Source organism: Maricaulis sp., from assembly GCF_048270265.1.
In the GTDB taxonomy this organism is placed as follows: Bacteria; Pseudomonadota; Alphaproteobacteria; order Caulobacterales; family Maricaulaceae; genus Maricaulis.
Window position 1 is genome coordinate 39091 of record NZ_JBLWTD010000007.1, and the last position, 26121, is coordinate 65211.

At 65.1% G+C, this 26121-nt stretch carries 25 protein-coding genes; 15 read left to right on the top strand and 10 right to left on the bottom strand.

Features of this window, described 5'->3' with window-relative positions; all coding sequences use genetic code 11:
• The first annotated feature begins 13 nt into the window (after window positions 1-13).
• The 3 genes from ACN0YF_RS05570 to ACN0YF_RS05580 all read left to right on the top strand — a co-directional run bounded on the left by ACN0YF_RS05570 (window position 14) and on the right by ACN0YF_RS05580 (window position 3862).
• Complete coding sequence (locus ACN0YF_RS05570) at window positions 14-2041, top strand: glycoside hydrolase family protein (protein ID WP_417493632.1); 2028 nt, start codon at window positions 14-16, stop codon at window positions 2039-2041.
• Between the two features lie 73 nt (window positions 2042-2114).
• Window positions 2115-3287 carry an isovaleryl-CoA dehydrogenase gene (locus tag ACN0YF_RS05575; protein ID WP_417482014.1) on the top strand — a complete coding sequence of 391 codons (1173 nt, stop codon included), beginning with the start codon at window positions 2115-2117 and terminating at the stop codon, window positions 3285-3287.
• Between the two features lie 71 nt (window positions 3288-3358).
• Complete coding sequence (locus ACN0YF_RS05580) at window positions 3359-3862, top strand: lysozyme inhibitor LprI family protein (protein ID WP_417493633.1); 504 nt, start codon at window positions 3359-3361, stop codon at window positions 3860-3862.
• 11 nt (window positions 3863-3873) lie between these two features.
• Here the strand turns inward: ACN0YF_RS05580 and ACN0YF_RS05585 are convergent, their stop codons facing one another.
• The 3 genes from ACN0YF_RS05585 to ACN0YF_RS05595 form a co-directional block, all read right to left on the bottom strand.
• Window positions 3874-5613, bottom strand: a complete 1740-nt coding sequence (locus ACN0YF_RS05585; RefSeq protein WP_417493634.1) for a patatin-like phospholipase family protein — start codon at window positions 5611-5613, stop codon at window positions 3874-3876.
• Between the two features lie 117 nt (window positions 5614-5730).
• Window positions 5731-6366: a hypothetical protein gene (locus ACN0YF_RS05590; protein ID WP_417493635.1), complete on the bottom strand. Its 636-nt coding sequence runs from the start codon at window positions 6364-6366 to the stop codon at window positions 5731-5733.
• A gap of 264 nt (window positions 6367-6630) precedes the next feature.
• Entirely contained in the window at window positions 6631-7398 is a 768-nt protein-coding gene (locus ACN0YF_RS05595; protein WP_417493636.1) for a DUF5694 domain-containing protein, read from the bottom strand.
• A gap of 172 nt (window positions 7399-7570) precedes the next feature.
• Between ACN0YF_RS05595 and ACN0YF_RS05600 the strand changes: the two genes are divergently transcribed.
• From ACN0YF_RS05600 to ACN0YF_RS05620, 5 genes are all read left to right on the top strand, one after another.
• Window positions 7571-9178 (top strand): carboxyl transferase domain-containing protein, encoded by a 1608-nt coding sequence (locus ACN0YF_RS05600; RefSeq protein WP_417482019.1) that lies wholly within the window; start codon window positions 7571-7573, stop codon window positions 9176-9178.
• Between the two features lie 77 nt (window positions 9179-9255).
• A complete protein-coding gene (locus ACN0YF_RS05605; RefSeq protein WP_417493637.1) occupies window positions 9256-9843 on the top strand; it encodes an NAD(P)H-dependent oxidoreductase in 588 nt (195 codons plus the stop codon).
• Window positions 9844-10077: 234 nt separating this feature from the next.
• Window positions 10078-10473, top strand: coding sequence for a hypothetical protein (locus ACN0YF_RS05610; protein WP_417493638.1), 396 nt, complete (start codon window positions 10078-10080; stop codon window positions 10471-10473).
• Window positions 10474-10630: 157 nt separating this feature from the next.
• Window positions 10631-11425: an enoyl-CoA hydratase-related protein gene (locus ACN0YF_RS05615; protein ID WP_417482022.1), complete on the top strand. Its 795-nt coding sequence runs from the start codon at window positions 10631-10633 to the stop codon at window positions 11423-11425.
• Between the two features lie 80 nt (window positions 11426-11505).
• Complete coding sequence (locus ACN0YF_RS05620) at window positions 11506-12306, top strand: DUF817 domain-containing protein (protein ID WP_417482141.1); 801 nt, start codon at window positions 11506-11508, stop codon at window positions 12304-12306.
• Window positions 12307-12325: 19 nt separating this feature from the next.
• Here the strand turns inward: ACN0YF_RS05620 and ACN0YF_RS05625 are convergent, their stop codons facing one another.
• Entirely contained in the window at window positions 12326-13789 is a 1464-nt protein-coding gene (locus ACN0YF_RS05625; protein ID WP_417493639.1) for a M20/M25/M40 family metallo-hydrolase, read from the bottom strand.
• Between the two features lie 212 nt (window positions 13790-14001).
• Between ACN0YF_RS05625 and ACN0YF_RS05630 the strand changes: the two genes are divergently transcribed.
• From ACN0YF_RS05630 to ACN0YF_RS05640, 3 genes are all read left to right on the top strand, one after another.
• Window positions 14002-16005, top strand: a complete 2004-nt coding sequence (locus ACN0YF_RS05630) for an acetyl/propionyl/methylcrotonyl-CoA carboxylase subunit alpha (protein WP_417493640.1) — start codon at window positions 14002-14004, stop codon at window positions 16003-16005.
• Window positions 16006-16073: 68 nt separating this feature from the next.
• On the top strand, window positions 16074-17027 hold the full coding sequence (locus ACN0YF_RS05635; protein WP_417482025.1) for a hypothetical protein: 954 nt from the start codon (window positions 16074-16076) through the stop codon (window positions 17025-17027).
• 56 nt (window positions 17028-17083) lie between these two features.
• Window positions 17084-17521 carry a DUF1489 family protein gene (locus tag ACN0YF_RS05640; RefSeq protein WP_417493641.1) on the top strand — a complete coding sequence of 146 codons (438 nt, stop codon included), beginning with the start codon at window positions 17084-17086 and terminating at the stop codon, window positions 17519-17521.
• Between the two features lie 3 nt (window positions 17522-17524).
• Here the strand turns inward: ACN0YF_RS05640 and ACN0YF_RS05645 are convergent, their stop codons facing one another.
• Complete coding sequence (locus ACN0YF_RS05645) at window positions 17525-18331, bottom strand: glutaminyl-peptide cyclotransferase (RefSeq protein WP_417493642.1); 807 nt, start codon at window positions 18329-18331, stop codon at window positions 17525-17527.
• Between the two features lie 53 nt (window positions 18332-18384).
• Entirely contained in the window at window positions 18385-19248 is an 864-nt protein-coding gene (panC, locus tag ACN0YF_RS05650) for a pantoate--beta-alanine ligase (RefSeq protein ID WP_417493643.1), read from the bottom strand.
• Window positions 19249-19332: 84 nt separating this feature from the next.
• Here panC and ACN0YF_RS05655 point away from each other — a divergent pair, with 84 nt between their 5' ends.
• The 4 genes from ACN0YF_RS05655 (at window position 19333) to ACN0YF_RS05670 (ending at window position 21699) form a co-directional block, all read left to right on the top strand.
• Entirely contained in the window at window positions 19333-19953 is a 621-nt protein-coding gene (locus tag ACN0YF_RS05655; protein WP_417493644.1) for a hypothetical protein, read from the top strand.
• A gap of 60 nt (window positions 19954-20013) precedes the next feature.
• Window positions 20014-20901, top strand: a complete 888-nt coding sequence (locus ACN0YF_RS05660) for a division plane positioning ATPase MipZ (RefSeq protein ID WP_417482030.1) — start codon at window positions 20014-20016, stop codon at window positions 20899-20901.
• 1 nt (window position 20902) lies between these two features.
• The gene (locus ACN0YF_RS05665; protein WP_417493645.1) at window positions 20903-21361 is read left to right on the top strand and encodes a DnaJ domain-containing protein; all 459 of its coding nucleotides are present in this window, start codon (window positions 20903-20905) and stop codon (window positions 21359-21361) included.
• 98 nt (window positions 21362-21459) lie between these two features.
• Window positions 21460-21699: a hypothetical protein gene (locus ACN0YF_RS05670; RefSeq protein ID WP_417493646.1), complete on the top strand. Its 240-nt coding sequence runs from the start codon at window positions 21460-21462 to the stop codon at window positions 21697-21699.
• On the opposite strand, the gene dprA is transcribed toward ACN0YF_RS05670, so the two are convergent.
• Genes dprA through ACN0YF_RS05690 form a run of 4 tightly spaced genes read right to left on the bottom strand, consistent with a single transcriptional unit; the run spans window position 21678 to window position 25758 of the window.
• On the bottom strand, window positions 21678-22865 hold the full coding sequence (dprA, locus tag ACN0YF_RS05675; protein WP_417493647.1) for a DNA-processing protein DprA: 1188 nt from the start codon (window positions 22863-22865) through the stop codon (window positions 21678-21680). The genes ACN0YF_RS05670 and dprA overlap by 22 nt on opposite strands.
• Window positions 22865-23515 carry a glycerol-3-phosphate 1-O-acyltransferase PlsY gene (gene plsY, locus ACN0YF_RS05680; RefSeq protein ID WP_417493648.1) on the bottom strand — a complete coding sequence of 217 codons (651 nt, stop codon included), beginning with the start codon at window positions 23513-23515 and terminating at the stop codon, window positions 22865-22867. The genes dprA and plsY overlap by 1 nt, the downstream gene beginning before the upstream one ends.
• A gap of 6 nt (window positions 23516-23521) precedes the next feature.
• Window positions 23522-24799 carry a dihydroorotase gene (locus tag ACN0YF_RS05685; RefSeq protein ID WP_417493649.1) on the bottom strand — a complete coding sequence of 426 codons (1278 nt, stop codon included), beginning with the start codon at window positions 24797-24799 and terminating at the stop codon, window positions 23522-23524.
• The gene (locus tag ACN0YF_RS05690) at window positions 24796-25758 is read right to left on the bottom strand and encodes an aspartate carbamoyltransferase catalytic subunit (protein ID WP_417482035.1); all 963 of its coding nucleotides are present in this window, start codon (window positions 25756-25758) and stop codon (window positions 24796-24798) included. Before ACN0YF_RS05690 ends, ACN0YF_RS05685 begins: the two co-directional genes overlap by 4 nt.
• Window positions 25759-26121: the final 363 nt, after the last annotated feature.

Here is a 26121-nt window from a genome sequence, read left to right on the forward strand (position 1 = left end):
GAAACAGAACACGATGAAACCGCAATTGAAATCTTCTCCGGCGGCTCGCGAGCTCATTCAGCGGTTCGAGCCTTATCGCGAACTCGCCGCCCAGGGCAGCGACGGGCGCTGGCGCGTCGGCTTCGGTCACCGGGCTGCGGCGCGTGAGGGGGTGCGGGTTTCGCGCGATGATGCATCGCTCCTGCTGCTCTATGATGTGATGCAGGCTGAAGCGGTGGTCGACGAGTTATTTCCGGACCGCCTGCCTGACGCGCAGCGCGATGCGCTGACATCCTTTGTCCATGACATCGGCGCCGCCGCCTTCCGGACCTCCGACGTCGCGCGCTACATGTTTGAAGGCCGGGTCGAGGCCGCTGCCGAAGCGCTGGCCGGTTATGGCGAGGGCGATGCCGCCCGCCGTGAAGCCGAAGCCGCGATGATCCTGACCGGTCTGACCCCGGCCGGAACCGCTGCCGTCCGCAAGCCGGCCATGGTCGATGTGGTGATCAAGGTTGAGCATCCTGCCGATGCTCAGGAGCCGGCTGCTGCTGCGCCGGTCCGTCCGGCCTTGCCGGATTCCCTCATGCCGCCACCGCCGCCGGTGATGAGCGCGCAAAACGCGGCGCGCCGTGAGGCAGAACGTGAAATTGCCCGTATTCTCGCCACGGTCGGCGCAATGCCGCAGGACGCTGACACGCCTCCGGCTGAGCCGGAGATCGACGCCGCAACAGCGGCCGAGCCGGTCACGGAACCTGTCGGCGAAGCCGTCATTGAACCGGTTGAGCCTGAATCGGTAGAGCCAGAGCCGGTTGAGTCGGACCCGGTCGAGACCGTGGATGTGGTTGAAGAGCCGGCGCCGGACGTGGAAACACAGGCCGATATGCCCGCTCCGGTGACTGAAGACGCGATGCCGGAAACGGCGGCAGCCGCCGCCCCGGTCAATGCTGAAACGGAAATCGAGGCTGCGGCTTCGGACACAACCGAAGTGGAGCCGGAAGCCGAGACCGAGGTTGAGGCTGAAACTGAAGTTGAGGCTGAGGCCGAAGTTGAGGCTGAGGTCGAGCTCGAACCTGTCGCCGATGACAATTCGGCGCCAGCAAGCCCGGAACCGGCCGCCGCCGCCATACCGGCCTCCGCCCAGGTGATTGCCCGCATGTCGCGGGAAATCGCCCGGGTCCAGACCGCTGTCGTCGGCCGGCAGGAAAACGTGCGCCTGACGCCTGTCGGCGATGACGCACTGCCGGGTGATGTCAGCCTGGGCTATGTGTTCACCGGCGCGATGTCGGCGCGCTTCGATCCGGAAGACCTGGTCGAGCCGGCTGCGCCGGAAGCTGAAGCTGCCGCGCCAATCGAGCCGGTTGATGAGTTCGACGCCCAGATCGAGGATGTCCAGGCCGTGGTGCCCGAGATCGATCCCACAGCCATGCTTGAACCGGATTCGTCCGGGCCTGTGCCGGCCGAGAATGAATCGGTTGAAGCCGAAGCCGAAGCCGAAGCCGAAGCCGAAGCTGAAGCCGAAGCCGAAGCCGAAGCGGACGTCGAGCCGGATGCCGCCATTGAGGCCGCCGCAATCGTGGAGCGGACCCTGGCCGTCTCCGGTGAGCGGACACCGCCGCCACATCCCGCCGAGACCCCGGCGCCCAGCGAGGGGGCTGTTGGCGATATTTCCGGTGAGGGCGGTGCTGGCGTGTCCGATGGCGATGAGATCGCACATCATGACGAGCTGGCCGGCACAGATGCCGCGATCGCCGATGATACCGAAGACGAGGAGAGCTTCTCCCCGAGCGACCTGGTGGGTAGTGCCGACATGTTCGTCGAGGCCAAGCCGGCCACGGCTGCCGGTGACGAGGATGGCTGGGGCTTCCTGGCGACCTTGATTGCCGGCGTGGTCGTGACTGCGGCCGGTGTGCTCGATGTCTATGGCGACTGGCCGCGTGTCTGGGTTGAACGTGATCCGACCTGGGGTGTGCTGGCGGTTGTTGCCGGCGGTTTCCTCGTCATCACGGCCGGCTGGATGCTGTCATCGGTTCTCGCGGCCAAACGCCGCCGCCGGGCAGGCTAGGCCTGGCTCACTCCGGCCCGTGATGGCACGGATCGATCTTGACCGCTCCGGCCTGAGTGATATGTCGCTGGGCATGAGCTCCAATCAATATCCTTCCCTCGACTTCGACCTCGGTGAAACTGCGGACATGATCCGCGACACCGTCCGTTCCTTTGCGTCTGACGAGATTGCGCCGCGCGCGGCGGAAATCGATCGCTCCGACGTGTTTCCTGCTGATCTGTGGGAGAAAATGGGCGCCCTCGGCCTGCTTGGCATGACGGTGCCTGAAGAGGATGGCGGCACTGGTCTGGGCTATCTCGAACATGTCGTGGCGATGGAAGAGATCAGCCGCGCCTCGGCTTCGGTCGGACTGAGCTATGGCGCCCACTCCAATCTCTGCGTCAACCAGCTGCGCCGCTGGGGCAATCCCGAACAGAAAGCCCGCTATCTGCCCAAGCTGATCTCCGGACAGCATGTCGGTGCGCTGGCGATGTCGGAACCGGGTGCCGGGTCGGACGTTGTCTCGATGCGGCTGAAGGCGGAAAAGCGCGGCGACCGCTATGTGCTCAACGGCACCAAGATGTGGATCACCAATGCGCCGGCTGCCGATACGCTGGTCGTCTATGCCAAGACCGATCTCAATGCCGGCTCGCGCGGGATCTCCGCCTTCCTGGTCGAGCGCGGCTTCAAGGGCTTCTCTGTTGCCCAGAAGCTCGACAAGCTGGGGATGCGCGGCTCGGAAACCGGTGAGCTGGTGTTCGAGGATTGCGAAATCCCGGCCGAGAATGTGATGGGCCCGCTCAATGGCGGTGCCAAGATCCTGATGTCCGGTCTCGATTACGAGCGCGCCGTGCTCTCGGCCGGTCCGATCGGTATCATGCAGGCCTGTATGGATGTCGTGATGCCCTATGTGCGCGAGCGCAAGCAGTTCGGCGATTCGATCGGCTCCTTCCAGCTCGTCCAGGGCAAGCTGGCCGACATGTATGTCGGCATGAATGCCGCGCGCTCCTATGTCTATGCCGTCGCCAAGGCCTGTGATCGTGGCCAGACGACGCGCAAGGATGCCGCCGGTGCCATCCTCTATGCTGCCGAAGCGGCGACCCGGATGGCGCTGGATGCGATCCAGCTGCTGGGCGGCAATGGCTATATCAATGAGTATTCCACCGGCCGTCTGCTGCGCGATGCCAAGCTCTACGAGATCGGCGCCGGCACCTCGGAAATCCGCCGCTGGCTGATCGGGCGCGAATTGTTCAACGAAAGCGCCTGACGGCAGCGTCGCTGGACGCCGCCCGGACGGGGGCGCTAGGGTGTGGGCCTCGCCACCGCCGGAGTTTTGCCATGCGTATCCTGATGATCGCCGCCACCCTGTCCCTGGGGATTTCCGCCTGCGGTGCAGCGCAGAAATCCGGTGAGGCATCGGAGCAGCGCATGCCGATGCTCTCGGCCGCCAACACGATCGATGTCTGCCTTGGGCGCCATCACGACATCGCGGCGCGCGAAGCGGAATGTGTCGGCCAGTACAGCGCCGCCTGCATGAACCTGACCCCCGACGGCGAAACCAATTCCGGCATGATCCGCTGCACGGTCGAGGAATACGATGCCTGGGATGCCCGTCTCAACACCGCCTATGATGCTCTGATGCAGCGGCTGGATACACCGCGCACGGACCGGCTGCGCGATGCGCAGCGGGCCTGGATGACGTTGCGCGATGCCGATTGTGCCTTCGCCGCCTCGGCCTATGAGGGCGGTTCCATGCAGCCGCTGGTGCAGGCGGGTTGCATGATGGATTACGCGGCCAAGCGCACCCTGCGTCTGCTCGACTGGATTGATCAGCCAGGCTGACCCGGCCACCGCTAGCGGGGTGGCAGGCCGAGCCGTGCGCGCATGTCATCGCTCAATCCTGCGAGCATGCCCTGGGCGGCCTCGAAGCCGGCTTCCAGCGATTCGTCATAACGATCCCAGTCCCGCAGATCGACGCTGGTTTCCGGCAGGATCAGCAGGTCGGCGGCCTCGCGCCCGGTATCGCGGTCATCGGCGACGCCGACCGTGGCGGCGCGCATCAGCAGGGACGCGATCGGTGGCAGGGATTTGAAGCCGTGCTGGCGCACCCAGCCGAAGAAGCTGGGTGGATCGATGAAATCATCGGGATCGAGGCCCTGGGCACGGCTGACATCAACGCCGACGACGGAGCCGCGATGGAAGGCGCGCATTTCGCGGGCCGGGAAATTGGTGAATACGGCGCCATCGACCAGGATCTGACCGTCGCGGACGACCGGTGGCAACAGGCCGGGAATCGCGACCGTCGCGCGCAGCGCCTCGCGCACCAGGCCGCTGCGATGCACGAAGGCGCGCCCGGTCGCGAGGTTGGAGGAGAGGCAGAAGAAGGGGCGCACCATATCGGCGATCTCGGCTTCGCCGAAATGCTCCTTCAGACGCGCATCGACCTTGCGACCCTTGGCCAGCGAGATCACCGGCAGGGTCCAGTCATCAAGCGGATTGGAATCGACAAAGGCGCGGCGGATCCGGTCTTCCAGCTCGTCATCGCTCCAGTCGAGCCCGATACCGGCGGCAATGATGCCGCCCATCGAGGCGCCGCCGACGAAGTCGAATTTCATGCCCGCCTCACGCAGGGCCCGGATCGCCCCGATATGGGCATAGGCCCGCGCACCGCCGCCGGACACGATCAGGCCCACCGAGCGGCCCGTCAGTGTCCGGGCCAGCCGGTCGGCATCGACGCGGCTATGCTCCTGGCGCCAGTGGAAGACGCGCGATGCCTCGGCGGCGCTGGCCCACTCCTGTGGCCGCGAGGCCGGTGTGATGCCGCCGAAATGCAGCATGACCACGTCGATCAGCTTGAGCTTGGCAGCCGGCGAGGGATCATCGGGCAATAGTGGGGTTGAGGGCCGGGCATCGGAGCGCGCCAGCAGCCACATGCGATCGGCGCGGCCCATGGCGCGCCGGGCCCAGACGGGATCGCCGAGCCGGGCGATAAGCAGGACGATATCGTGCTTCTCCTCGAACGCATCGAGCTGGCGCCCGCTCCATTCGGCGTAGCTCTCGTCACAGATTGCGCAGGTCTTGCCCAGACGGCCGAGGGCCTCCTTGAGCGCATCGGCGCGGAAGGCGAGGTCGATGGTCGGGGAGGTGCCGATCAGCGCAAACACTTTCGGCTCGGCGCTGACATTGCGTTCAGTGCCGCGCAGCCGCGCCAACATCATGCGCGCGAGTTCGCGCATCAGGCTGGCATGTTTGCGGGTCAGCTTGTCGAAACTGGCCTTGGGCAGCCGCACAAGTTCCGTATCACGCAGGGCGTAGACGCTGGCGCTGTGCGGACTCTCGTCGAGCAGTGACATTTCGCCAACCGGCTCGCCGGCGCGGATATAGCCGATCAGGTCGGGACGGCCGAGGGCGCCTTCTCGGAAGGCAGCCAGGGCGCCGGAGCGCACGAGATAGAAGGCATCCGCCGGATCGCCCTCGCGGAACAGGACTTGTCCGGCGGGCAGGCAGAACCATTCAACCTCGGCCTCGACCGCGTTGAGGGCGGATTTCTCGACTCGTTTCAGAAAGGGCAGAAAGGAGAGATTGAGTGCCATGGAGCGTCGGGCGAATCTTCAGGCCAGCCGGGAGGCTGACTCAATGGATGATTCGGAGGAAACCACGGACCGGGGCGAAGCGCAAAGCGCGATCTTGTCGCTCATGCCGGCAAGGGTTCAGAAGCGGCGGCGGATCACGAGATGGGCGACCGGACGGAATGAGCGCGCCTGGGTTTCGCCAACGGCCTGGCTGTCCATGGTGTCGAGATCGTCGAGCAGGGTCATGGTCTCGCCGGTGTCCTGGTCGAGAATCTGCAGGCGGTCACGGCCGCGATCCTGGAAATAGGCCCCGCCTTCAACGGTCAGGCTCCACTGATCCATATTGCGCACGGTAATGCCGGCACCGAGATAGCTGGTGAGTCTTTCCAGCCCGCTTTCGCGCAGGTCTTCCGACAATTCGGCGTGGGGAAAGCCGGCCCAGGCGGGATTGTTGGGCTGTTGGGCCCAGACCGGTGTTGTCTGGCCGAACAGCGGGCGTACCGCACCGGCCGAGAGGTAGAATTCATCGCCAAACGGGAAGAAGTCGACCTGGCCGGTGAGGGCGGTGACATCGGTCTCGAGGCTTGATTCTCCGGAGATCACTCCGACCGCCGGAGCGGCTTCTTCGCTGGAGAAGTGCCAGCGCAACAGGGTGGAATCACCGGGTTCGCCGATCCGTGTCGTCCAGGATTGTGCGTCCTGGAGTGCCTGCGCGCAAACGGCAGGCGAGACCAGGGCGGACATGATGGCGGCCAAAGCAAAACGCGAACGCATGGACACCTCCCTGTGTCGATCCGGTGAACCGGAGCCCCTCTTACCAAAGCCTGCGCCCGACCTCTGAATCAGAAGTTAATGCGGCACGGCTGACGGTTTCAATCCGCCTTATGGTTGTCAGACTATGACGAATTCGCCCGCGCTCCAAGGCTGATCTTGGAAGGCCGTATGATTATCATATTCATGTCCGGCCCTTGCCAAGGCGTGCAAGGGCCGGACGCTGTGGCCGGCCGCTGGGGAGGGACCGGCAACAGGGACTGTGGCTCACTGCAGATAGGCGAGGGGATCGACCCGTTCGAGATTGGGGGCCGAATCGACAAACTGGTCGAGCAGGTATTTGTGACCGCCGCCATAGATCACCAGCACACGGTCGCCGGGCCCGGTGGTGCGCGCGATATTGGCGAAGATGTGCAGATTTCGGCCCCACCAGAGTTCCATCTGCTCGGCACCGGCCGGATTTTCAGCCGAACCCATCTGGGCCAGCAGGAGATACAGGTCGTGATAAGCGACCTGTTCGGCACTGTTTATCGCGATCATCCGGTCTAGCACCGGCAGGGCGGCCTCTTCCGGGGACGCCATCTGAGTCTGGATCGGGGCGATGAAGGCTTCGAATCGGGCGAGCAGGTCTGTCTGCCCGGCCGCTTGGGCGGCGCCCAGCATGGCGTCGAAATCCATCCCGTTTGAGTAGTCGACGGCGTAAAGCCGTTCATGGCCCAGCCGTGCAGCCAGCGCCATGCCCAGCTGCTGGCGTTCATTCACCGTCAGGGCGCGCTCACCGGCGCGGTATTGGTCATAGGCCTGGTTGAAGGCCATCTCCCCGTCCGGTTCCAGCTCGACCAGAATGCGTGTCGGTGCGAAGGCCTCGAGCCGGTCGAGGACGTCGGCGATCTCGGCTTGCCGTTCCGGGCTGAGATAGTCGGCAACCGCGGCGTTGACATAGTCGCTGCCGCCGCCGGTGAAGTGGAAGCTGCCAAGGATCATGACCTGCGGCGTTTGCGACGGTGCTGTCTGCGCCAGGGCAGCGGAACTCATGGCGAGCGCCAGGAAAAGGAATGCGGTTCTGCGGAGCATCGGATTGGTCCCCTCTCGACATTGTCCGCATCCTTGATGCCCGGGAGGGGTGGTTTGGATGCACGGGTGATTGCCTTGAGGGCGTCAGGCGAGGTAAGCAGCCTCACCCATCCGCCCCATTCCGAGGCTCTTCATGACCCAGTTGACGACCGCCATCGATACCGGCTCCCAGGCCTATCGCGACAATGCCGACGCCATGCAGGGCCTGCTGGAACAGTTGCGGGCGAAGACGGCCGAAGCTGCCGTCGGCGGCTCGGAGCGCTCGCGCGAAAAGCACGTCGCGCGCGGCAAATTGCTGCCTCGCGAACGTGTCGAACGTCTGCTTGATCCCGGCTCGCCCCTCCTGGAGATCGGCGCCCTGGCGGCCAATGGCATGTATGAGGGCAATGTGCACGGCGCCGGCATGATCGCCGGCATTGGCCGTGTCTCGGGCCGCGAAGTGATGATTGTCTGCAATGACCCGACCATCAAGGGCGGCGCCTACTATCCGATGACGGTGAAAAAGCATCTGCGCGCCCAGGAAATCGCGATGCAGAACCGTCTGCCCTGCGTCTATCTGGTCGATAGCGGCGGCGCCAACCTGCCGCACCAGGCCGATGTCTTTCCCGATCGCGAGCATTTCGGACGGATTTTCTACAACCAGGCCAATATGTCGGCCATGGGTATTCCCCAGATCGCGGTCGTGATGGGCTCGTGTACGGCAGGCGGTGCCTATGTGCCGGCGATGTCGGACGAGAGCATCATTGTGCGCGAGCAGGGCACGATCTTCCTGGCCGGGCCACCGCTGGTGAAGGCCGCGACGGGTGAAGTCATTTCGGCAGAAGATCTCGGCGGCGCCGATGTCCATTGCCGCACGTCGGGCGTTGCCGACCACTATGCCGCCAATGACGAGCATGCGTTGCATATCTGCCGTCGCATCATCGCCAATCTCAATTCGGTCAAGACAGTCGACCTGGATCTCGCCGAACCGTGCGAGCCGGCGCTGGACCCGGCCGAGCTCGACGGTGTCGTGCCGGCTGATATCCGCGCGCCCTATGATGTGCGCGAAGTGATTGCCCGCCTGGTCGATGGTTCGGTGTTCGACGAATTCAAGAAGCTCTATGGCGAGACCCTGGTGACAGGCTTTGCCCGGCTCTACGGCATGCCCGTCGGCATTATCGCCAATAACGGCATCCTGTTCTCGGAGAGCGCGCAGAAGGGGGCCCACTTCATCGAGCTGTGCGCCCAGCGCGGCATTCCGCTGGTCTTCCTGCAGAATATCACCGGTTTCATGGTCGGCTCGAAGGCCGAGCATGGCGGTATCGCCAAGGATGGCGCCAAGCTGGTCACCGCCGTGTCGACCTTCAAGGGACCGAAATTCACCATCATCATTGGCGGCTCCTATGGCGCCGGCAATTACGGCATGTGTGGCCGCGCCTTCGGTCCGCGCTTCCTCTTCATGTGGCCCAATGCCCGTATTTCGGTGATGGGCGGCGAACAGGCCGCTGCCGTGCTGGCGACGGTCAAGCGCGATGCCATGGAGCATCGCGGCGAGGAGTGGCCGCTCGAGGATGAGGCAGCCTTCAAGGCCCCGATTCGCGAAAGCTATGAGGCGGAGGGCAATCCCTATTACTCCACCGCCCGGATGTGGGATGACGGTATCATCGCCCCGTCCGACACGCGCCGCGTGCTGGGTCTGGCGCTTTCGGCGGCGCTCAATGCCCCGATCGAGAAGACGGTCTTCGGCCTGTTCCGGATGTAGGTGATGCTGGCTGCGGCTCCGTGCCGCGCCGGAGAAATGGACCGGCCTTGCTAGACTGCTGGCAAGGAGATGCGTCCATGTCGAAAAATGTCTGTGTCATCAATGGCCATCCGGATCCGGCCCAGGGACATTTCGTCGAGGCCCTGGCCGATGCCTATGCCCATGGTGCCGGTGAGGGCGATCACACGGTCAGCCGGATCGATGTCGCCAAACTGCCGGTCGAGTTCCTGCGCAACCAGGCGGAGTTCGAGCAGCCGCCGGGCGAGGCGATCATCGCCGAACGCGCCAAGATCGCTGCGGCCGACCATGTCGCGATGATCTATCCCTTGTGGATGGGGTCGATGCCCGCCATCGACAAGGCATTTCTGGAACAGATCGGTCGCGGCGATTTCCTGATTGATGCATCGGGCGGAGACGGCAAGGCGCTGGTGCGGCGCATGAAGGGCAAGTCGGTGCGCTTGATCGTGACGATGGGAATGCCCGGCCTGCTCTACAAGGTAGTGTTCGGGGCGCACAGCGTGAAAGCCGTCGAACAGAATATTTTCCGCATGGTCGGCTTCAACCCGGTGCGGCACACGATTCTGGGTCTGGTGGAGGCCGCCGGCGCCAAGGGGCGGGCGCGGATGCTCGAGCGGGTGACGACGCTGGGGCGAAAGGCGATCTAGGGCGCGCGCCCTGTCCATCGCCTCCCGGCGGCCCCGGCCTGGCTGTGATTTGCCATCCGGACGCACCGGATCCATTTCTCTCCACAGCAAAACGGTTTGTAACAAATCTTTAATAAAATTCGCCTGAGAGGAGAACAGGCTTTCCAAACTTGGCAATACGAAACATCGTTAGCCTAATGGGCGCGTCTTGGGGTAAGGTAAGCGTCGTCATTAATGGCGGGAGGGGATTTTAGTATGGAATTTTTGGAGCCGGTTATCGGCATTTTTAATCAGGGGCTTGATTTCTTCAGGCCGGGGCTCGTCGCCTATGCAGGCGATGGCGTATCGACCATCAACTGGATGCCATTGGGCATTCAGCTCGGCGTGATCGCCCTGGTTCTGGCGCTGCTGATGCGCGAAATCGGCGGGATCATCATCTTCACCGTCGTCGGTGTGATCATTCATCGCATCGTCGATGTCGTGATGCCGATGGTGCGTGGCAGCGGTGGCGCTGGCTTCGACATGAACGCCTTCATGGCCGATTTCGTCACGCAGAATCATCTGCTGTATCTTGGCGCGCTGGCTGTCGGCTATTTTGTCGGCATCATTGTGCTGTCCATCCTCAAGGGTCTGATCTTCCGCGGCGACTGATGCCGTGACGGTCATGACGGATTGAATTGGGGCCGCCGGCATTCGTGCCGGCGGCCCTTGTCTTGTCTGCAATCTCCAGCCAGCGGCAATCCGCCCCTTGGCCCGGCTGCGTCGCGGGGCTAAGTCTGGATCAGAAGTTTCACAATGAGGAAATCCGATGAGCGACGCGCCTGTCCTGCTTGATGTCAGCCCTGCCGGTGTGGCCGTGGTCACGATCAACCGGCCCGAAAAGCACAATGCCTTCAACGCCGAGGTCATTGCGGCGCTGTCCGAGACCTTTGAGACCCTGCGCGCCAATCCGGGCAATGTCCGCATGGTCCTGCTGCGCGGTGCCGGGCCGAGCTTCTCCGCCGGGGCCGATCTGGAATGGATGCAGTCGGCAGCCCATTTCGACGAGACCGATAATGAGCAGGATGCCCTGGCCCTCGCCACCATGCTCAAGCGCCTCTACGACCTGCCACAGATGACCGTTGCGATGGTGCAGGGCGCTGCCATGGGCGGCGGTGCCGGCCTGCTGGCGGCCTGTGATGTCGGCGTGGTGATGGCCGATGCCAAGATCCGCTTCTCCGAAGTGAGACTCGGCCTGACGCCGGCCACGATCGCGCCCTATGTGATCCGCGCCATCGGCCCGAAATGGACCCGCGCCCTGTTTGCCTCGGGCGAGAGCTTTGACGGCAATTTCGCCTACCATATGGGCCTCGCCCAATACGTCGTCGCCAATATGGAAGAGATGACGGCGATGGAGGAACACCTCGCCAAGCTGGCCTTTGAAACGGCGCCGGGCGCCGTCGCCGATGCCAAGCAATTGGTCGATGAGGTCACCGGCCGCGAGATCGATCACGGCCTCGCTGTCCATACCGCCAAGGCAATCGCCAAACGCCGCGTCTCCGAAGAGGGCCGCGAAGGCCTCGCCGCCTTCCTCGAGCGCCGCAAGCCGAGCTGGGCTGAATAGGGCTGCGAGGCTCAGTGTTCCGGATCCCGGATCCGCGCGCATTCCTGCATGCGCGCCGTGAGGCGTTGCGGGCCTGGTTCGTGCGCGGACCCTGGACCCAGGGCGTGTTCGAGTTCGTCGCCTTCGGCATCAAACAGGCCTGGGCCTGCCTGTTCGGCGGATTGATGCTGGCCCTGCTGCTGGGGACCTATCTCTGGTATCCGGCCGGCTGGGCCCTGGCGCGGTTTGATTTCCTGACCCTGGCGGCGCTCTCGATCCAGATCATGCTGATCGCCACTCGGTTGGAGACCTGGGAGGAGGCGAAGGTGATCGCCGCCTTCCATGTCGTCGGCACGGTGATGGAAATCTTCAAGACCTATGCCGGCAGCTGGGAATATCCCGAGGCCAGCCTGCTGCGCATTGCCGGCGTGCCGCTCTTCTCCGGCTTCATGTATGCGGCGGTCGGATCCTATATCGCGCGGGTCTGGCGCATCTTCGATTTCCGCTTCGACCGGTTTCCGAAGATGCATTGGCAAATCGCTTTGGCCGTCGCGGTTTACGCCAACTTCTTCGCCCATCACTACGGCCCCGATTTCCGGATATTCCTCTTCCTCGCCACGGGGATTGTCTATGGCCGATGCGTCGTCTGGTTCCGCCCCGATGCGGCCCACCGGCCGATGCCGCTTGTGGTCGGCTTCCTGCTGGTGGCGCTCTTTATCTGGTTCGCTGAAAACCTCGGCACCTTCGCTCGCGCCTGGGCCTATCCGGGCCAGGAGGCCGGCTGGCACATGGTCTCCCTGGCCAAGCTCGGCTCCTGGTATCTCCTGATGATCATCAGCTTCGTGCTGGTCGCCTCGGTGCAATCGCGGCCGGCCAAACTGACGCCGGACACGGGCGGCTGAGGCGCGGCCCGTTTGCTGACTACTGGTCTGCGTCAGCGCGCACGGCGGCCCCGATCACGGCGTGGAAATAAGCCGCCATGCGTGCAAGATCCTCGACGGCGATACGCTCGTCATCGCCATGGATGCGCGCAACATCGTCCATGCCGGCCCGGACCGGCGCATAGCGGTAGAGGTTTTCCGACACATCCGCGAAGGCGCGCGCATCGGTGGTCGCCGTCAGCATCATCGGCACCGCGGGCGCGCCCTCTGGCGCGAAGGTGAGGGCGGCGCCGGCGATCAGATCCCAGGCCGGCCCCTCGGTTGCCGCCACCGGCGGTGCATTATTGATCGCGCCCCAGGGCTCGATCGTGACGCCGTCGAGGTCCGCGACGCTGGCGCGCAGATGGGCCAGGGCACTGTCGATCGTATCGCGGGGGTGCAGGCGCAGATTGACCAGGGCACGAGATTCCTGCGGCAGGACATTATCCTTGATCCCGCCTTGCACGATGGTCGGCGCAATCGTCGTGCCGAGCAGGGCACGGCTGGCATCATCGGCCATGAAGCGCTGGGTGAGGAGCGGGCCGAACAGGCCGGAATGGCTCATGGCGAAGCCGGCCATCCCGCTCGCCTGTGGTGCAAGCGCGGCGATCATGGCGCGCGTCGGGCCGCCATCGAGCCCGTGATCGAAGGGGGCGTCCTCGATCTGCACCAGGGCCCGGGCCAGCAGCCCGACAGAGGTGTGTTCCGGCGGCGTCGAGGAATGGCCACCGCGGGCGCGGGCGGTGATCTCGACGGTCATATAGCCCTTTTCCGCCACAGCGATCATGGCCGCGGGCGTGCCGGAGACCGGGTTTTCCATGATCGTGAAACCGCCCTCATCGAGGGTGAACCAGGCGCGCTGACCGGTCTGGGCAATGTAGTCCGCCGCGGCGCGAGCTCCGGCGCCGCCGACTTCCTCATCGGCGCCGAGCACGAGATAGACCGTGCGCGCCGGCTCGGTGCCTTCGGCGAGATGGCGCTCGACAGCGCTGAGCAGGGTGATCAGGTGGCCTTTCATGTCCATCGTGCCGCGGCCCCAGACCTGGCCGTCGGCGATGACGCCGTCGAAGGCCGGATAGGCCCAGCGCTCTTCCGTGCCCGGTTCGACCGGCACGACATCCTGGTGGGCGAGAAAAATGACCGGAGCGAGTTCGGCATCGCTGCCGCGCCAGGTGAAGATGACCGAATGACCGCCCAGCTCGGCACGCTCCAGCCGGGCGTGGACCAGCGGGAATCGCTCGGCGAGAAATTCGCGGAAGGCGTCGAAATCGGCCGCGGTCTCATCCTCGAAACCGGGAGCGGAGATGGTGCGGAAGCGGATCGCCTCGGCCAGGGTCTGTGCCAGCTCGCCGGCATCGAAGGCGGCCGGCGTGACATCCAGCGCCTGCGGGGCTTCGGTTGCGGTATTGCCACTGCAAGCGACCAGCGCCAGGCTGGCCATACAGGCGATCAGGCCTTGTTTCATCGTCTATGCTCCCCTGTGGTGTCCGGTCGCCAGGCGGCTACCGGACAGGCCCCATCGCCTCGAAACCAAACCTAGCGGCAGGTGCGGCCCCTTTCCAAGCGTCGAGCACTGCTGGCCGGGCCCGCGGGGCGGCAAATCAGCATCTTTCGTTTCCTCCTGGATCGGGCTGTGCGATACCGGCGACCGGAAGCGAAACCTGAGCCGGATACGCCATGATCAAGACACTCCTGATTGCCAATCGCGGTGAAATTGCCTGCCGCATCATGCGCACGGCGCAGCGAATGGGGATTCGATGCGTCGCGGTCTATTCCGAAGCCGACAGCGAGGCGCTGCATGTTCGCATGGCCGATGACGCCGTTGCGATCGGACCGGCCCCGGCGGCGGAAAGCTATCTGCGCGCCGACAAGATTATTGCCGCGGCTGTCCAGTGCGGCGCCGATGCGATCCATCCCGGCTATGGCTTCCTGTCGGAAAACGCCGCCTTTGCCGAAGCGTGCAGCGAGAACGGCATCATCTTTGTCGGCCCCTCGGCCGAGTCGATTCGGGCGATGGGTCTGAAGGACCGCGCCAAGGCGCTGATGGAAGCCGCCGGTGTGCCCGTCACGCCCGGCTATCATGGCGAGAACCAGGATCCCGAATTGCTCAAGGATGCGGCCGGCGCCATCGGCTATCCGGTCCTGATCAAGGCCGTCGCCGGTGGCGGCGGCAAGGGCATGCGCAAGGTCGCCCATGAGCGCGACTTCCTCGCCGATCTGGAGAGCTGCAAGCGCGAGGCGCTCAAGAGCTTTGGCGATGACCGGGTGCTGATCGAGAAATTCATCACCAATCCGCGTCATATCGAGGTCCAGGTCTTCGGCGACAGCCGTGGCCGTGTCGTGCACATGTATGAGCGCGATTGCTCGCTGCAGCGCCGCCACCAGAAAGTGATCGAGGAAGCCCCCGCGCCGGGCATGACGCCGGCCGTGCGCACCGCCATGTGTTCCGCCGCCATCAATGCCGCCAAGGCCGTCAATTATGTCGGCGCCGGTACGGTGGAATTCATCGTCGACGGTTCGGGCGAGCTGAACGAAGACGGTTTCTTCTTCATGGAGATGAATACCCGGCTTCAGGTCGAGCACCCGGTCACCGAAATGGTCACCGGCCTTGATCTGGTCGAGTTGCAGCTCACCGTCGCCGCCGGTGGTTCGGTGCCGGAACAGGACATGATCGGCCTGCACGGCCATGCCATCGAGGCCCGGCTCTATGCCGAGGACCCGGTCAACGGCTTCCTGCCCTCGATCGGTGCGCTGCACCGGCTCGACCTGCCTGAAGACGATGTCGAGGCGCGGGTCGAGACGGGGGTCGAGGAGGGCGGCGAGGTCTCGCTCCACTATGATCCGATGATCGCCAAGCTGATTGCCCATGGCGAGACCCGTCACGAGGCGGCGTTGCGGCTGGCGGTGATGCTCGACGAACTGGTTGTCTGGCCGGTCAAGACCAATGCCGGTTTCCTGCGCCGCGCCGTTATGCATCCGGATTTCCTTGCCGCGCGACTCAATACCGGTTTCATCGAGACTCATCTCGACACGCTTGTGCCGCCTGCGATCAGCCTTGCCGATGCCGGCTTTGCCGTGCTCGGTGCACTCGATCTGACGCCGCTGCTGGCCGACCTGTCCGATCCGTTTGATGTCGCCGATGGCTGGCGCATGAATGCGGCGCCGCAGATCCGTCACCGCTTCGAGGTCGACGGGACCCGGATCGACGTCTCGCTGGAGATCGAGGGCGACTGTCTGACGGTCCTGGCCGGCGGTGAGCGGCAGGAACTGGACGGACTCGAGGTCGAGGCCCTTGAAGATGGCTATCTGTTCCAGGCCGGGGCCGATGGCGAGACCGTGATCGCACAGTTTGAACGGCTCGATCAGGGCTGTCTCGTTTCGTCACGCGGCTGCACCAGTCTGTTCGCCCTGTCTCATCCTGACGCAGCGGTCGATGCCCTGGAAGCGGGCGATACGATCAAGGCGCCGATGCCGGGCAAGGTGCTCGCGGTCAATGTTGCGGCCGGTGACGCTGTTGTCCGCGGCCAGGCGCTGGTCGTGCTCGAAGCGATGAAAATGGAACATGCGCTCGCCCCGCCGCGTGATGGCACCATAGCCGAGATGCGCGTCGAGGCCGGCGCCCAGGTCGCCGAGGGCGATGTTCTCGTCCTGCTGCAGGAGCTGGACGAAGGGGCGGCCTGAATTCCCGCCTGACGCGAAGCTGGCACCAATCCTGCTCATCAGAGGGGAGAGCACAGGGAGCCGGTTCAATGCGTGACACTTTCATGGAGCGTTTCAGCAGTACTTGGTCAGTTGAGGCCCGGCAGAAGTTTCGCCGGGAACCGACCGTTGTTCGTCACAACTATCACGAACATCACCTGTTTTCCGACATGGCGCTGGCGGCCCTGATCGAGCGGCATCCGCGCGAGCTGATCGATTTCTGTACCATGGGCGATGACGCCACCGATCATGACAGCTGGCGGGCCGGGGATCCGGGCGCCTTGACCGGGATGGAGCTGATCGAGGCGGTGCGCAAGGGCAAGCTCTGGCTCAATTTGCGCCATGCGATGGATCTCGATGAGCAATACCGCCCGATCTTCGACGCCATGCTGGCTGACATGAAGCGCGCCAATCCCGGTTTCCGGCCGCTCCTGGCCGAGGCCGGCATCCTGATTTCCTCGCCTGCAGCCCAGGTCTTCCTGCACTCGGACGTGTCGGAAACCATGCTCTGGCACATGCGCGGCGTGAAGCGTTTCCGCACATATCCGCCACGGCTGCCCTATCTCAACCGGGATGATGTCGAGGGCGTGCTGCACAAGGACAAGACCGAGGACATCGATTTTGACCCGGCCTGGGACAAGGATGCCTTCATGCTCGACCTGCATCCCGGCATGGCCATCAACTGGCCGCTGCACGGGCCGCACCGGATCGAGAACCAGTCGGGAATCAATGTCTCGGTGCCGTTCGAGATCTCGACGCCGCAATCGCGCCGCCAGAATGCGGTCCTCTACGCCAATGGCCTTTTGCGCCGCCGGTTCGGCTGGACACCAAAATCGACCTCGACGGAGGGTCTGGTAGCGATGGCCAAGCAGGCCCTGACCGCTGCGGTCAAGCTGAAGATCAAATTCTTCGGGGCGCCGCAAGCCGATTTGCCCAAGAGCGCCAAGACCTTTGATATCGATCTGGCTGCGCCGCAGGGGTTCACGGATCGCCAGGCCGCCTGAGGCATTGCCCGTCTTGCAGCTTTGACCGGAGAGCGGATTCGCCCTAACCCGTCTGCATGGTCATGCATCTCATCAAGCTCTGTGTCGGCGTGAAGGAAATCGAGCAACTCGAGTCCTGGCGCACGCAGGAAATCCTCGCCCGGCGCGCTGCCGGCGAGCCGGAGGTCATTGCGCATGTCACGCGGATGATGCCGACGCGCAAGGATGAGATCGAGGCCGGCGGATCGCTCTACTGGGTGATCAATGGCGCGGTGCAATGCCGTTCGGAGATCATCGCGCTGGAACAGGTACAGGGTGAGGACGGGATCAAGCGTTGCGCCATCATCATGTCGCCGGAACTGATCCGCACCGCGCCATCACCGAAGCGGCCCTTCCAGGGCTGGCGCTATCTCAAGCCCGAGGATGCCCCGCGTGACCTCTCAGCACCCGGTGAGGGCGGAGAAGGCCTCTCCGACGAGCTCCGGGCCCGCTTGATGGAAATCGGCGCCTGGTAGCCTCTATTCGCCGCCGGCAGGCAGGCGAATCTCGTAGAGAACAGGCCACAGCTTGCCGGTGACATAGATCTGGCCGGTCTCGTGATTGACGGCAATGCCATTGGCGACCGCATCGCGCGGGTCTTCCACCTCTGCCGGCAACAGCGCCGTCAGATCGATCAGCCCGGTGACATTTCCGGTCCCCGGATCGATGCGGACGATGGTGCTAGTCTGCCAGATATTGGCCCAGATCTCGCCATCCACCCATTCCAGCTCATTGATCCGCCGCACCGGACGGCCATTGAGGGTGACGTCGATCGTGCCGGTCAATTCCCGCGTTTCCGGGTCGAGCAGGCGCAATTGCGGGGAACCGTCCGAGAGGATCAGCCGGTTGCCGTCCGTGGTCAGGCCCCAGCCTTCGCCGGGATAGGAGAACTGGTCGATCAGTTCAAACGAGCCGGCGTCGAACACCATGCCGGCACCGGAAACCCAGCTGAGCATGAAAATCTCGTCGCCGATACGGGTGCTGCCCTCGCCAAAGATCGGCGGGTTGATATTGACCTGTTGCAGCACATGCCCGGTCTGCAGCTCGACGCGGCGCAGATTGGATTCGCCGACCTGGCCGGTGCTCTCGAACATTTCCCCGTCATGGATGAACAGGCCCTGGGTGAAGGCGGCGCTGTCATGCGGGTAGGTGGCGACGATCTCGGGCCGCACCACTTGCGGCCGCACGATCGCCGGCGGTTCGGCCTCCGGTGCCGCCGGCTGGCCACAGGCGATCAGGGGCAGGGTCAGCCAGGCCAGTGCGGCCAGGGAAAGGGTGGGTTTCATTTCGCAGCGTCCCGACGTCAAACCAGATGTCCAGCTTAACGCCAATTCCGGCGTCAGGAAGGCAGGGCTGCACAATTGTCGATCAGCCGCGTCGAGCCAAGCCGAACAGCGGCCAGCACCCGGGCCGGCACCTCGAGTGCTGCATCGCCGAGCGGTGCGAGCGTGTCGGCGCAGCGGGCCTCGACATAATCGACCGCATCAAAGCCGGCCTCGCAGGCCTCCAGCGCTGTCTGGCGGGCCTGCGGCACGGTCTTCCCCGCGGCGAGGTCGGCGGCAAACTGCCTGAGAATGCGGTTGAGTTGTGCGGCGCGCTGGCGGTCCTGCGGCGTCAGATAGGCATTGCGCGAGGAGAGGGCGAGCCCGTCGCGTTCGCGCACGGTTTCGCCGGCAATGATGTCGACTCCGAGATCGAGATCGCGCACCAGCTGCCGGATGACCAGTAATTGCTGGTAATCCTTCTCGCCGAATACCGCGACATCAGGACGGACCTGGTTGAGCAGTTTCGCCACGACGGTTGCGACGCCGTTGAAAAAATGTGGCCGGGCGTCGCTCTCCAGCCCTTCGGCGGGCCCGGCGACGGAAATGCTGGTGGCAAAGCCTTCCGGATAGATCACCTCGGTGGTCGGCAGATAGATCAGATCGCAATGCGCTTCGGTGAGCTGCTGCGAATCCTCGATCACCGAACGCGGATAGGCCTCGAAATCCTCCCCGGGCGCGAACTGGGCCGGATTGACATAGATGCTGGCCACGACCCGGTCGCACTGGGCCTTGGCCAGCTGGACGAGGGCGAGGTGACCGGCATGCAAGGCCCCCATGGTCGGAACAAAGCCGACGGTCAGCCCCTCATCGCGCCAGCTGCGAATGCGGGCGCGAAGCGACGAAACGGTTGTGGCGGAGGGGATTTGCAGGTTGAGCATGGTGGTACCGGAAAACTGTTGGCCACGGCATAATCATAAGCGATGAGGGAGGCAAGCGGCCCGACTCGGTCTAGATGTGATGGCATGAAAACTTCGCACCTTCTCGTCAGCCTGCTGGCTGCTGCCGCCGTCCTGGGCGGCTGCGCGACCACCGGGGCCGCCACCGCGCCGGAGGCCGTTGCGGCCCTGCCTCCGATCGCCGGGACCCAGAACGCGCGGCTTGCCGATCTGGCGGCCCGCGAGCTCGATCGCCGGGCCCGCTATGACCCTGAAAGCCTGGCCGCCGTGGCGCCGGAATTGCGCGCGCTCGCCCAGGCCCTGGCCGAGCCGGCACCACGACCGGCGGTCGCCGGGCCCGTCGCCGGGGGCGGCTCCCTGCCGCCGGCGCCGGCCGACATGCTGGATGCGCCGAGCCTGTGGCATGGCGTCCATCTCGCCTCCTACCGGATTTATGCCAATGCCGTGTCCGGCTGGGCCGAGCTGCAGGCGCGCTTTCCGGAGCAGCTGGGCGACCGCGAGGCGCGTCTCGCCGCGGTGACGTTGCCGGGCCGCGGCGATTTCCTGCGGCTTGAGGCGGGCCCCTATGATAGCCTGGCCCAGGCGCGCGAGGCCTGCGCCGTGATCGAGCGTGCCGGTGCCTATTGCATGCCTGTCGAGTTTGCGGGACTGCCTCTGGCGGATTTCGTGCCCGCTGCCCCGCACTGACAGCTCGGCCTGCTTGAATTTGTGTCGCGTCGCGGGCGCGCGGACTAGGTTGCCGGAACCATGACCACACATCCTGCCTTCAAACTCCCCTCCCGCCCGATCGGCCGGCCACGCGATGGCGCCGCCGAGGCGCATGTCATCGTCGTCGGCAATGAGAAGGGCGGGGCCGGGAAATCCACCGTCGCCATGCATCTGGCTGTGGCATTGATGCGGATGGGCAAGCGCGTCGGTGCGCTTGACCTCGATCTGCGCCAACGCAGTTTTTCCCGTTATCTCGGCAACCGGAATGCCTGGTGCGAGAAACACGGCGTCCAGCTGCCGCGGGCGGCGGAAATCGCACTCGCACCGAGCGCGCAGCGGGACCTGGACATTGTCGAGGCGGAGGAGACCGAGCGTTTCTCCACTGCGCTGGGCGATCTCAAGGCCCGTACCGATTTCATCATCATCGATGCACCCGGTGCCGACACGTTGTATTCGCGCTTGGCGCATTCTTCCGCCGACACCATCGTCACGCCGGTCAATGACAGTTTTGTCGATTTTGACCTGCTCGCCGAAATCGATCCGGACACGTTCCAGGTCGGGCGGCCCAGCGTTTACAGCGAAATGGTCTGGGAATGCCGCAAGCGCAAGGCGGCGCTGGAACGGCGCTCGATCGACTGGGTCGTGATGCGCAACCGCGTTTCCATGCTCGATGCCCGCAACAAGCGGCGCGTCGGCGAAGGCCTCAAAATGCTATCGCAGCGGATCGGTTTCCGGCTGGCGCCGGGCTTTGCCGAACGCGTGATCTATCGCGAACTCTTCCCGCTGGGGCTGACCCTGCTCGACCTGACCGAGAGCGGTTCGACCCTTCCATTCACGATGAGCCATGTCGCGGCGCGGCAGGAATTGCGCGATCTTCTGATCGTTCTCAAGCTCTCCGGCCTCGAGGGACAATCCATCCCCTTCTGATATGGCGGCATTTTTACTCGGTTTCCTCGCCCTCGCAGGCTTTCTCGGCGCTGCCTGGTGGTTTTCCCGGCAGAAGACGGCCCGCGCCTCGCGCCTTGTGCGCATGCTGCTCGGCGGCGGAGCCCTGCTGGCCGGAGCCCTGCTGACCCTGCGCGGGGCCATGCCGCTGGGCATCCCCATCGGCCTGTTCGGCCTCGGCATGCTGGGCATCGCCGTCAATGCGCCCGGCCAGAACGGCCCGGGGCAATCGGGCCGTCCACCCCAGTCCGGCGGCGGAATGAGTGTGTCGGAGGCACGGGAAATCCTCTCGGTCGGTCCCGACGCGACGCGGGAGGAAATCCGGCAGGCGCACCGTAACCTGATGAAGAAATTGCATCCCGATACCGGCGGCGGGTCAGCGGCCCTGGCGCGCCAGGTCCAGGAGGCCCGCGATCTCCTGCTCGCGGCACTCGACGACTAGACCTGCCCCGGAATTGAGCGGGCGAATTTGATTAAAGCACGAAAAGGTTGTATGAGGTTTCCCGGACTTTGGAGCCGGGGGCGATGAAGCCTGAGAAAATGCCAGCCAGAGTGGCGCACCGCCGGAGACGGGCCATCCAGCGTGACCTGTTCGGCCGACGGCCACGCCTTGAAGGGGCCGCAGACCCCGCCTTGCACCGGATCGCCCTCGATCTGCGTGAAGTGAGCGAACGGGCCCTGCGGGCCGGTCTGGGGCGTTGCAGCAGTTTGATCGAGGTTGCGGCCCTGATGGTTGAGCTTGAGGGCTCGGTCATGCTTCAGGATGATCCCGACATCTGAACCAACCCGCCCGGCAGAAGGTCGATTTCCCCGGCGATTTCCAGTTCCAGCACAATCGCCCGGACTTCACCGACCGGCAGGTCCGCCTGGCGGGACAGTTCGTCGGCCGAGATCGGCACCGGCGAGAGCAGCGCCTTGATGCGTTCGGCCGGTCTTGCCTGTTCGGGCGGTCTTGCCTGTTCGGCCGGGGCGGGCTGAGCCGGTGCGTCGTCCGCACTGTCGAGGCCGGGCCAGTCGATGAAGTCGAGTGTGTCGTCCTCCAGCCCGTTCGCGGCAGGCGGGTTCTCGGCGCGGATGGCAGGGGTGTTTTCCAGGATCGCCAGCACATCCTCCACGCTTTCGATCAGATGCGCGCCGTCGCGCAGCAATTGATTGGCGCCGCGGGCGCGCGGATCCAGCGGCGAGCCCGGCACAGCCATCACTTCGCGCCCCTGTTCGGCGGCGAAGCGGGCAGTGATCAGCGAGCCGGATTTCACCGCTGCCTCAATCACCAGCACCCCGGTCGACAGTCCGGAGATCAGGCGGTTGCGGCGTGGAAAGTCCCGCGCTGTCGGCAGGCTGCCGAGCGGCATTTCGGAGAGCAGCAGGCCGCGTTCGGAAATCGCATGGTGCAGCTCGTAATGCTCGGGCGGATAGATGTAGTCGAGGCCGCCGGCGAGCACGGCAATGGTGCCTGTCTCCAGCGATCCGGTGTGGGCCGCACCATCAATGCCGCGCGCCAGTCCGGAAACGAGGGTGACACCGGCGCTGCCGAGACCGTGTGCGAGTTCGCGCGCAAAGCGCAGGCCGGCGGCGGAGGCATTGCGGGCGCCAACCATGGCGCAGCAGGGCCTGGTGGCCAGCTCCAGCTGTCCCTTGACGAGGATGACCGGTGGTGCGGCGGGGATGCAGGCGAGGGCGTGGGGATAGCCGGGCTCGCAACTGGCCAGCAGGCGCACGCCGGCGCGGTCGATGGCGTCTAGTTCGGCCTCTGCGGCTGTGCGCGGCGGAATGTCGGGGCGTGGGGCGCCGCGGGTGCGGGCGAGTCCGGGCAGGGCGTCGAGGGCGGCTTCGGCTGTGCCGAAGCGGGCGAGCAATCGGGCAAAGCCGACCGGACCGATGCGCGGCGTTCTTGCCAGGCGCAACCAGTCACAACGCTCGGTAAAGCTCAGCTCGGCCGGCTCCACTAGTCCTCCGTTTCTGCCCCGTCCTTCTCTGTTGCCGCCGCCCCGTCTGTGCCGGTTTTCTTGCCGCCGCCGATCCGCGGTTCCTCACCCTTGAGGATGCGGGCGATATTGGCGCGGTGCAGCCAGTAGATCAGCGCCGCGAGTACGCCGGTCATGATCGCCACATCCGGCCGCCCGATCACCAGTGCTGCGACCGGTGCCGCCAGCGCCGCAACCAGGGCGCCGAGCGAGGAGATGCGGAAAATCGCGGCCGTGATCAGCCAGCTGGCAATCACCGTCAGCCCGACCGGCCAGGACACGACCAGCACCGTGCCGACGAACGTCGCGACACCCTTGCCGCCCTTGAATTTGAGCCAGACGGGAAAGCAATGCCCGGTGAAGGCGGCAGCGCCGGCGATCAGGCCGGCGGTGGTGCCGAGAAAATAACCGAAGATCGCCGCCGCGATGCCCGCCTTGCCGGCGTCGAGCAGGAGGGTGGCCAGGGCCAGGTCCTTGCGGCCGGTGCGCAGCACATTGGTGGCGCCGATATTGCCCGAGCCGATGGCGCGGATATCGCCGAGCCCGGCCAGCTTGGTGATCACCAGCCCGAAGGGGATGGAGCCGAGCAGATAGCCGCCCAGCGCCGCGATCAGATAGTAAAGCGCATCCATCAAGATTTACCCGTCATGGTTGTGTATCTTTACGCCGCCGACGAAGCTTTGCAAGACCCGGCCCTGGAAGCGACGCCCCGACCAGGCGCAATTGGCGCGCGGCGAGGCCAGCGCGTCGGCATCGACAACCCAGGGGATGTCGCCATCGACCAGAATGAGATCGGCCGGTGCGCCCGCCGCGATGCGGCCCTGCGGCAGGCCGAGCAGATCGGCGGGACCGCTGGTCAGGACACGCAGGGCATCGATCAGCTCCAGCTGGCCGTCATGAACCAGGCCGAGCATGGCGCCGAGCAGGGTTTCCAGGCTCAGCGTGCCGGCAATCGCCAGGGCGAAGGGCTCGCCCTTGTCGTCAAACGGGGTGGGACGGTGATCGGAGACGACGGCATTGATCTCGCCATTGGCCACGGCCTCGACCAGGGCGCGGCGATCCATTTCCGAGCGCAGCGGCGGATCCATGCGGAAGGCCGAGTCCAGATCGCCGGCATCGGTTTCGTTGAGGGTGAGGTGTGCCACGGCCACGGTCGCCGCGATTTCGGTATCGCGGACCCGGACATGGCGCAGGGCATCCAGACCGGCCTCGGTCGAGAGGCGGTCGATCAGCAGCTTGCCCCCGGAGAGTTCCGCCAGGCTGGCATCGCGCTCGATGGCGATGCGCTCGGAGATGGCCGGCTCGGAGGGCAGGCCCATGCGCGCCGACCAGTCGCTCTCCAGCGCCACCGTGCCGGCGGAGAGTTCGGCATCGGCCGGGCGTGAAGCGAGCCAGAAATCGAACTGGCTGGAATAGGCCAGCACACGCCGCATCACGCGGCTGTCGCGGATCGGCCGGTCACCATTGCCGATCATCACCGCACCGCATCGCGCCAGCAGCCCGATCTCGGCCATCTGCTCGCCGGCCAGACCGGTGGTGGCGGCGCCGGTCGCCAGGAAGCGCACGCCGTGATCGCCGAAACTGCGCACCAGCGCGGCGAGGCTGTCGGGGCTGTCATTGGGGGTGCGCGAATTGGGGGCCAGCATCACAGTGCCGACACCGCCACGCGCGGCGGCCGCCGCCAGCGAGGTCAGCGTTTCACCATCGGGGGTGAGGCCGGGTTCCTTGGCGGCGCGTAGATCGATCAGGGCCGGGGCGAGGATGCGTCCGCAAGCATCGATGATCTCGTCGCAGGCATCGATATCGATATCGGGTCCGACCTCGACAATCACACCGTCCTCGACCACGACCCCGCCGGGGCCGTCATAATCGCTGGCCGGGTCAACCAGGCGCGCATTGATGATGGCAAACATCATGATCCATACCCTTTTCGGATATTGGCGCCGATCAGTTCCAGCATCGCCATGCGCACGGCAACCCCGCTCTCGACCTGGTCGAGGATGACGCTGATCTCCGGATCATCGGCCAGGCGGGTATGAATTTCCACGCCGCGATTCATCGGGCCGGGGTGCATCACCAGCACATCCGGCGAGGCGACCTCCAGCCGCTCATGCGTCAGGCCGAACAGATGGAAGAATTCGCGTTCCGACGGCACGAAACCACCGGTCATGCGCTCCTTTTGCTGCCGCAGAGCCATGACGGCGTCGCAGCCCACAAGCGCCTCGTCGAGATCATGGAAGACATCAACGCCCCATTGGTCGACATCGTTCGGCAGCAGGGTGGGCGGCGCGCACAGGCGGATCTCGGCGCCGAGAATGTTCAGCAGGCCGATATTGGAGCGCGCGACGCGGCTGTGCAGGATATCGCCGACGATCAGGATCCGCCGCCCGCCGACAGAGCCCCAGCGCTGGGCCAGGGTGAAACTGTCGAGCAGGGCCTGGGTCGGGTGTTCATGCATGCCGTCGCCGGCATTGATCACGGAAAGCCCGGTCGCATCGGCGAGGAATTTCGGCGCCCCGGTCGCGGAATGGCGCACGACGAGAATATCGGGCCGCATCGCCGCCAGGGTGCGCGCCGTATCCGACAGGCTCTCGCCCTTGGAGGCCGAGGAGGAGGCCATGGCGAAATTCACCACATCGGCACCGAGCCGCTTGCCCGCCATCTCGAAACTGCCCTGGGTGCGCGTCGAGGCCTCGAAGAAGAGGTTGAGCACGGTCAGCCCGCGCAGCTCGTCGGAGGACTTGTCCGGTGTCCGGTTGCGTTTGAGAAAGGCTTCCGCGCGCTCGAAAATGATCGCGATATCAACAGGATTGAGGTCGGCCACCGAGAGAAGGTGACGGTGAGGGAAATCGTAGGAAAATTCCGCGCGGCTCATCCCGCCTCCCGCTTGAAAGCGACCCGTTGCAGGGGTCGGCGCGGTATAGGCGGCGAGGCGGGGCGTGGCAAGGGGGGAGGTTCTCCCCGCAGCGAAGCTGGGTGATCGCGTGGCCCATTACCGCGCACAAAAACTTGTCATCCCTGACCCTCGCCTTCGCGGGGGCAGGCGGATGGCCGGACGCGAAGCGATCCGGGCGCAGATCAGGGACCCAGACCCGGCATCGAAAATCCAGTGCGCGGCGGGGCAGGTTTCTGCCGCCTTGCTGCTGACGCGCCAAAGCCCGGCCGTCTGGGTCCCGGATCTGCGCCCCGCATTCGCGGGGCATCCGTCCGGGATGACAAGGGTTGGATTTATAGAAGG

Excerpts from the sequence above, each read along its gene's own strand:
- ACN0YF_RS05610 (WP_417493638.1), top strand. The coding sequence starts at position 10,078 with ATGGAATTTTTGGAGCCGGTTATCGGCATTTTTAATCAGGGGCTTGAT.
- ACN0YF_RS05645 (WP_417493642.1), bottom strand. The coding sequence starts at position 18,331 with ATGAAACCCACCCTTTCCCTGGCCGCACTGGCCTGGCTGACCCTGCCC.
- ACN0YF_RS05625 (WP_417493639.1), bottom strand. The coding sequence starts at position 13,789 with ATGAAACAAGGCCTGATCGCCTGTATGGCCAGCCTGGCGCTGGTCGCT.
- panC (WP_417493643.1), bottom strand. The coding sequence starts at position 19,248 with ATGCTCAACCTGCAAATCCCCTCCGCCACAACCGTTTCGTCGCTTCGC.
- ACN0YF_RS05595 (WP_417493636.1), bottom strand. The coding sequence starts at position 7,398 with ATGAGTTCCGCTGCCCTGGCGCAGACAGCACCGTCGCAAACGCCGCAG.
- ACN0YF_RS05655 (WP_417493644.1), top strand. The coding sequence starts at position 19,333 with ATGAAAACTTCGCACCTTCTCGTCAGCCTGCTGGCTGCTGCCGCCGTC.
- ACN0YF_RS05570 (WP_417493632.1), top strand. The coding sequence starts at position 14 with ATGAAACCGCAATTGAAATCTTCTCCGGCGGCTCGCGAGCTCATTCAG.
- ACN0YF_RS05600 (WP_417482019.1), top strand. The coding sequence starts at position 7,571 with ATGACCCAGTTGACGACCGCCATCGATACCGGCTCCCAGGCCTATCGC.
- ACN0YF_RS05580 (WP_417493633.1), top strand. The coding sequence starts at position 3,359 with ATGCGTATCCTGATGATCGCCGCCACCCTGTCCCTGGGGATTTCCGCC.
- ACN0YF_RS05670 (WP_417493646.1), top strand. The coding sequence starts at position 21,460 with ATGCCAGCCAGAGTGGCGCACCGCCGGAGACGGGCCATCCAGCGTGAC.
- ACN0YF_RS05605 (WP_417493637.1), top strand. The coding sequence starts at position 9,256 with ATGTCGAAAAATGTCTGTGTCATCAATGGCCATCCGGATCCGGCCCAG.
- ACN0YF_RS05690 (WP_417482035.1), bottom strand. The coding sequence starts at position 25,758 with ATGAGCCGCGCGGAATTTTCCTACGATTTCCCTCACCGTCACCTTCTC.
- ACN0YF_RS05585 (WP_417493634.1), bottom strand. The coding sequence starts at position 5,613 with ATGGCACTCAATCTCTCCTTTCTGCCCTTTCTGAAACGAGTCGAGAAA.
- ACN0YF_RS05640 (WP_417493641.1), top strand. The coding sequence starts at position 17,084 with ATGGTCATGCATCTCATCAAGCTCTGTGTCGGCGTGAAGGAAATCGAG.
- ACN0YF_RS05665 (WP_417493645.1), top strand. The coding sequence starts at position 20,903 with ATGGCGGCATTTTTACTCGGTTTCCTCGCCCTCGCAGGCTTTCTCGGC.
- ACN0YF_RS05635 (WP_417482025.1), top strand. The coding sequence starts at position 16,074 with ATGCGTGACACTTTCATGGAGCGTTTCAGCAGTACTTGGTCAGTTGAG.
- ACN0YF_RS05660 (WP_417482030.1), top strand. The coding sequence starts at position 20,014 with ATGACCACACATCCTGCCTTCAAACTCCCCTCCCGCCCGATCGGCCGG.
- plsY (WP_417493648.1), bottom strand. The coding sequence starts at position 23,515 with ATGGATGCGCTTTACTATCTGATCGCGGCGCTGGGCGGCTATCTGCTC.
- ACN0YF_RS05685 (WP_417493649.1), bottom strand. The coding sequence starts at position 24,799 with ATGATGTTTGCCATCATCAATGCGCGCCTGGTTGACCCGGCCAGCGAT.
- ACN0YF_RS05630 (WP_417493640.1), top strand. The coding sequence starts at position 14,002 with ATGATCAAGACACTCCTGATTGCCAATCGCGGTGAAATTGCCTGCCGC.
- ACN0YF_RS05575 (WP_417482014.1), top strand. The coding sequence starts at position 2,115 with ATGAGCTCCAATCAATATCCTTCCCTCGACTTCGACCTCGGTGAAACT.
- ACN0YF_RS05590 (WP_417493635.1), bottom strand. The coding sequence starts at position 6,366 with ATGCGTTCGCGTTTTGCTTTGGCCGCCATCATGTCCGCCCTGGTCTCG.
- ACN0YF_RS05615 (WP_417482022.1), top strand. The coding sequence starts at position 10,631 with ATGAGCGACGCGCCTGTCCTGCTTGATGTCAGCCCTGCCGGTGTGGCC.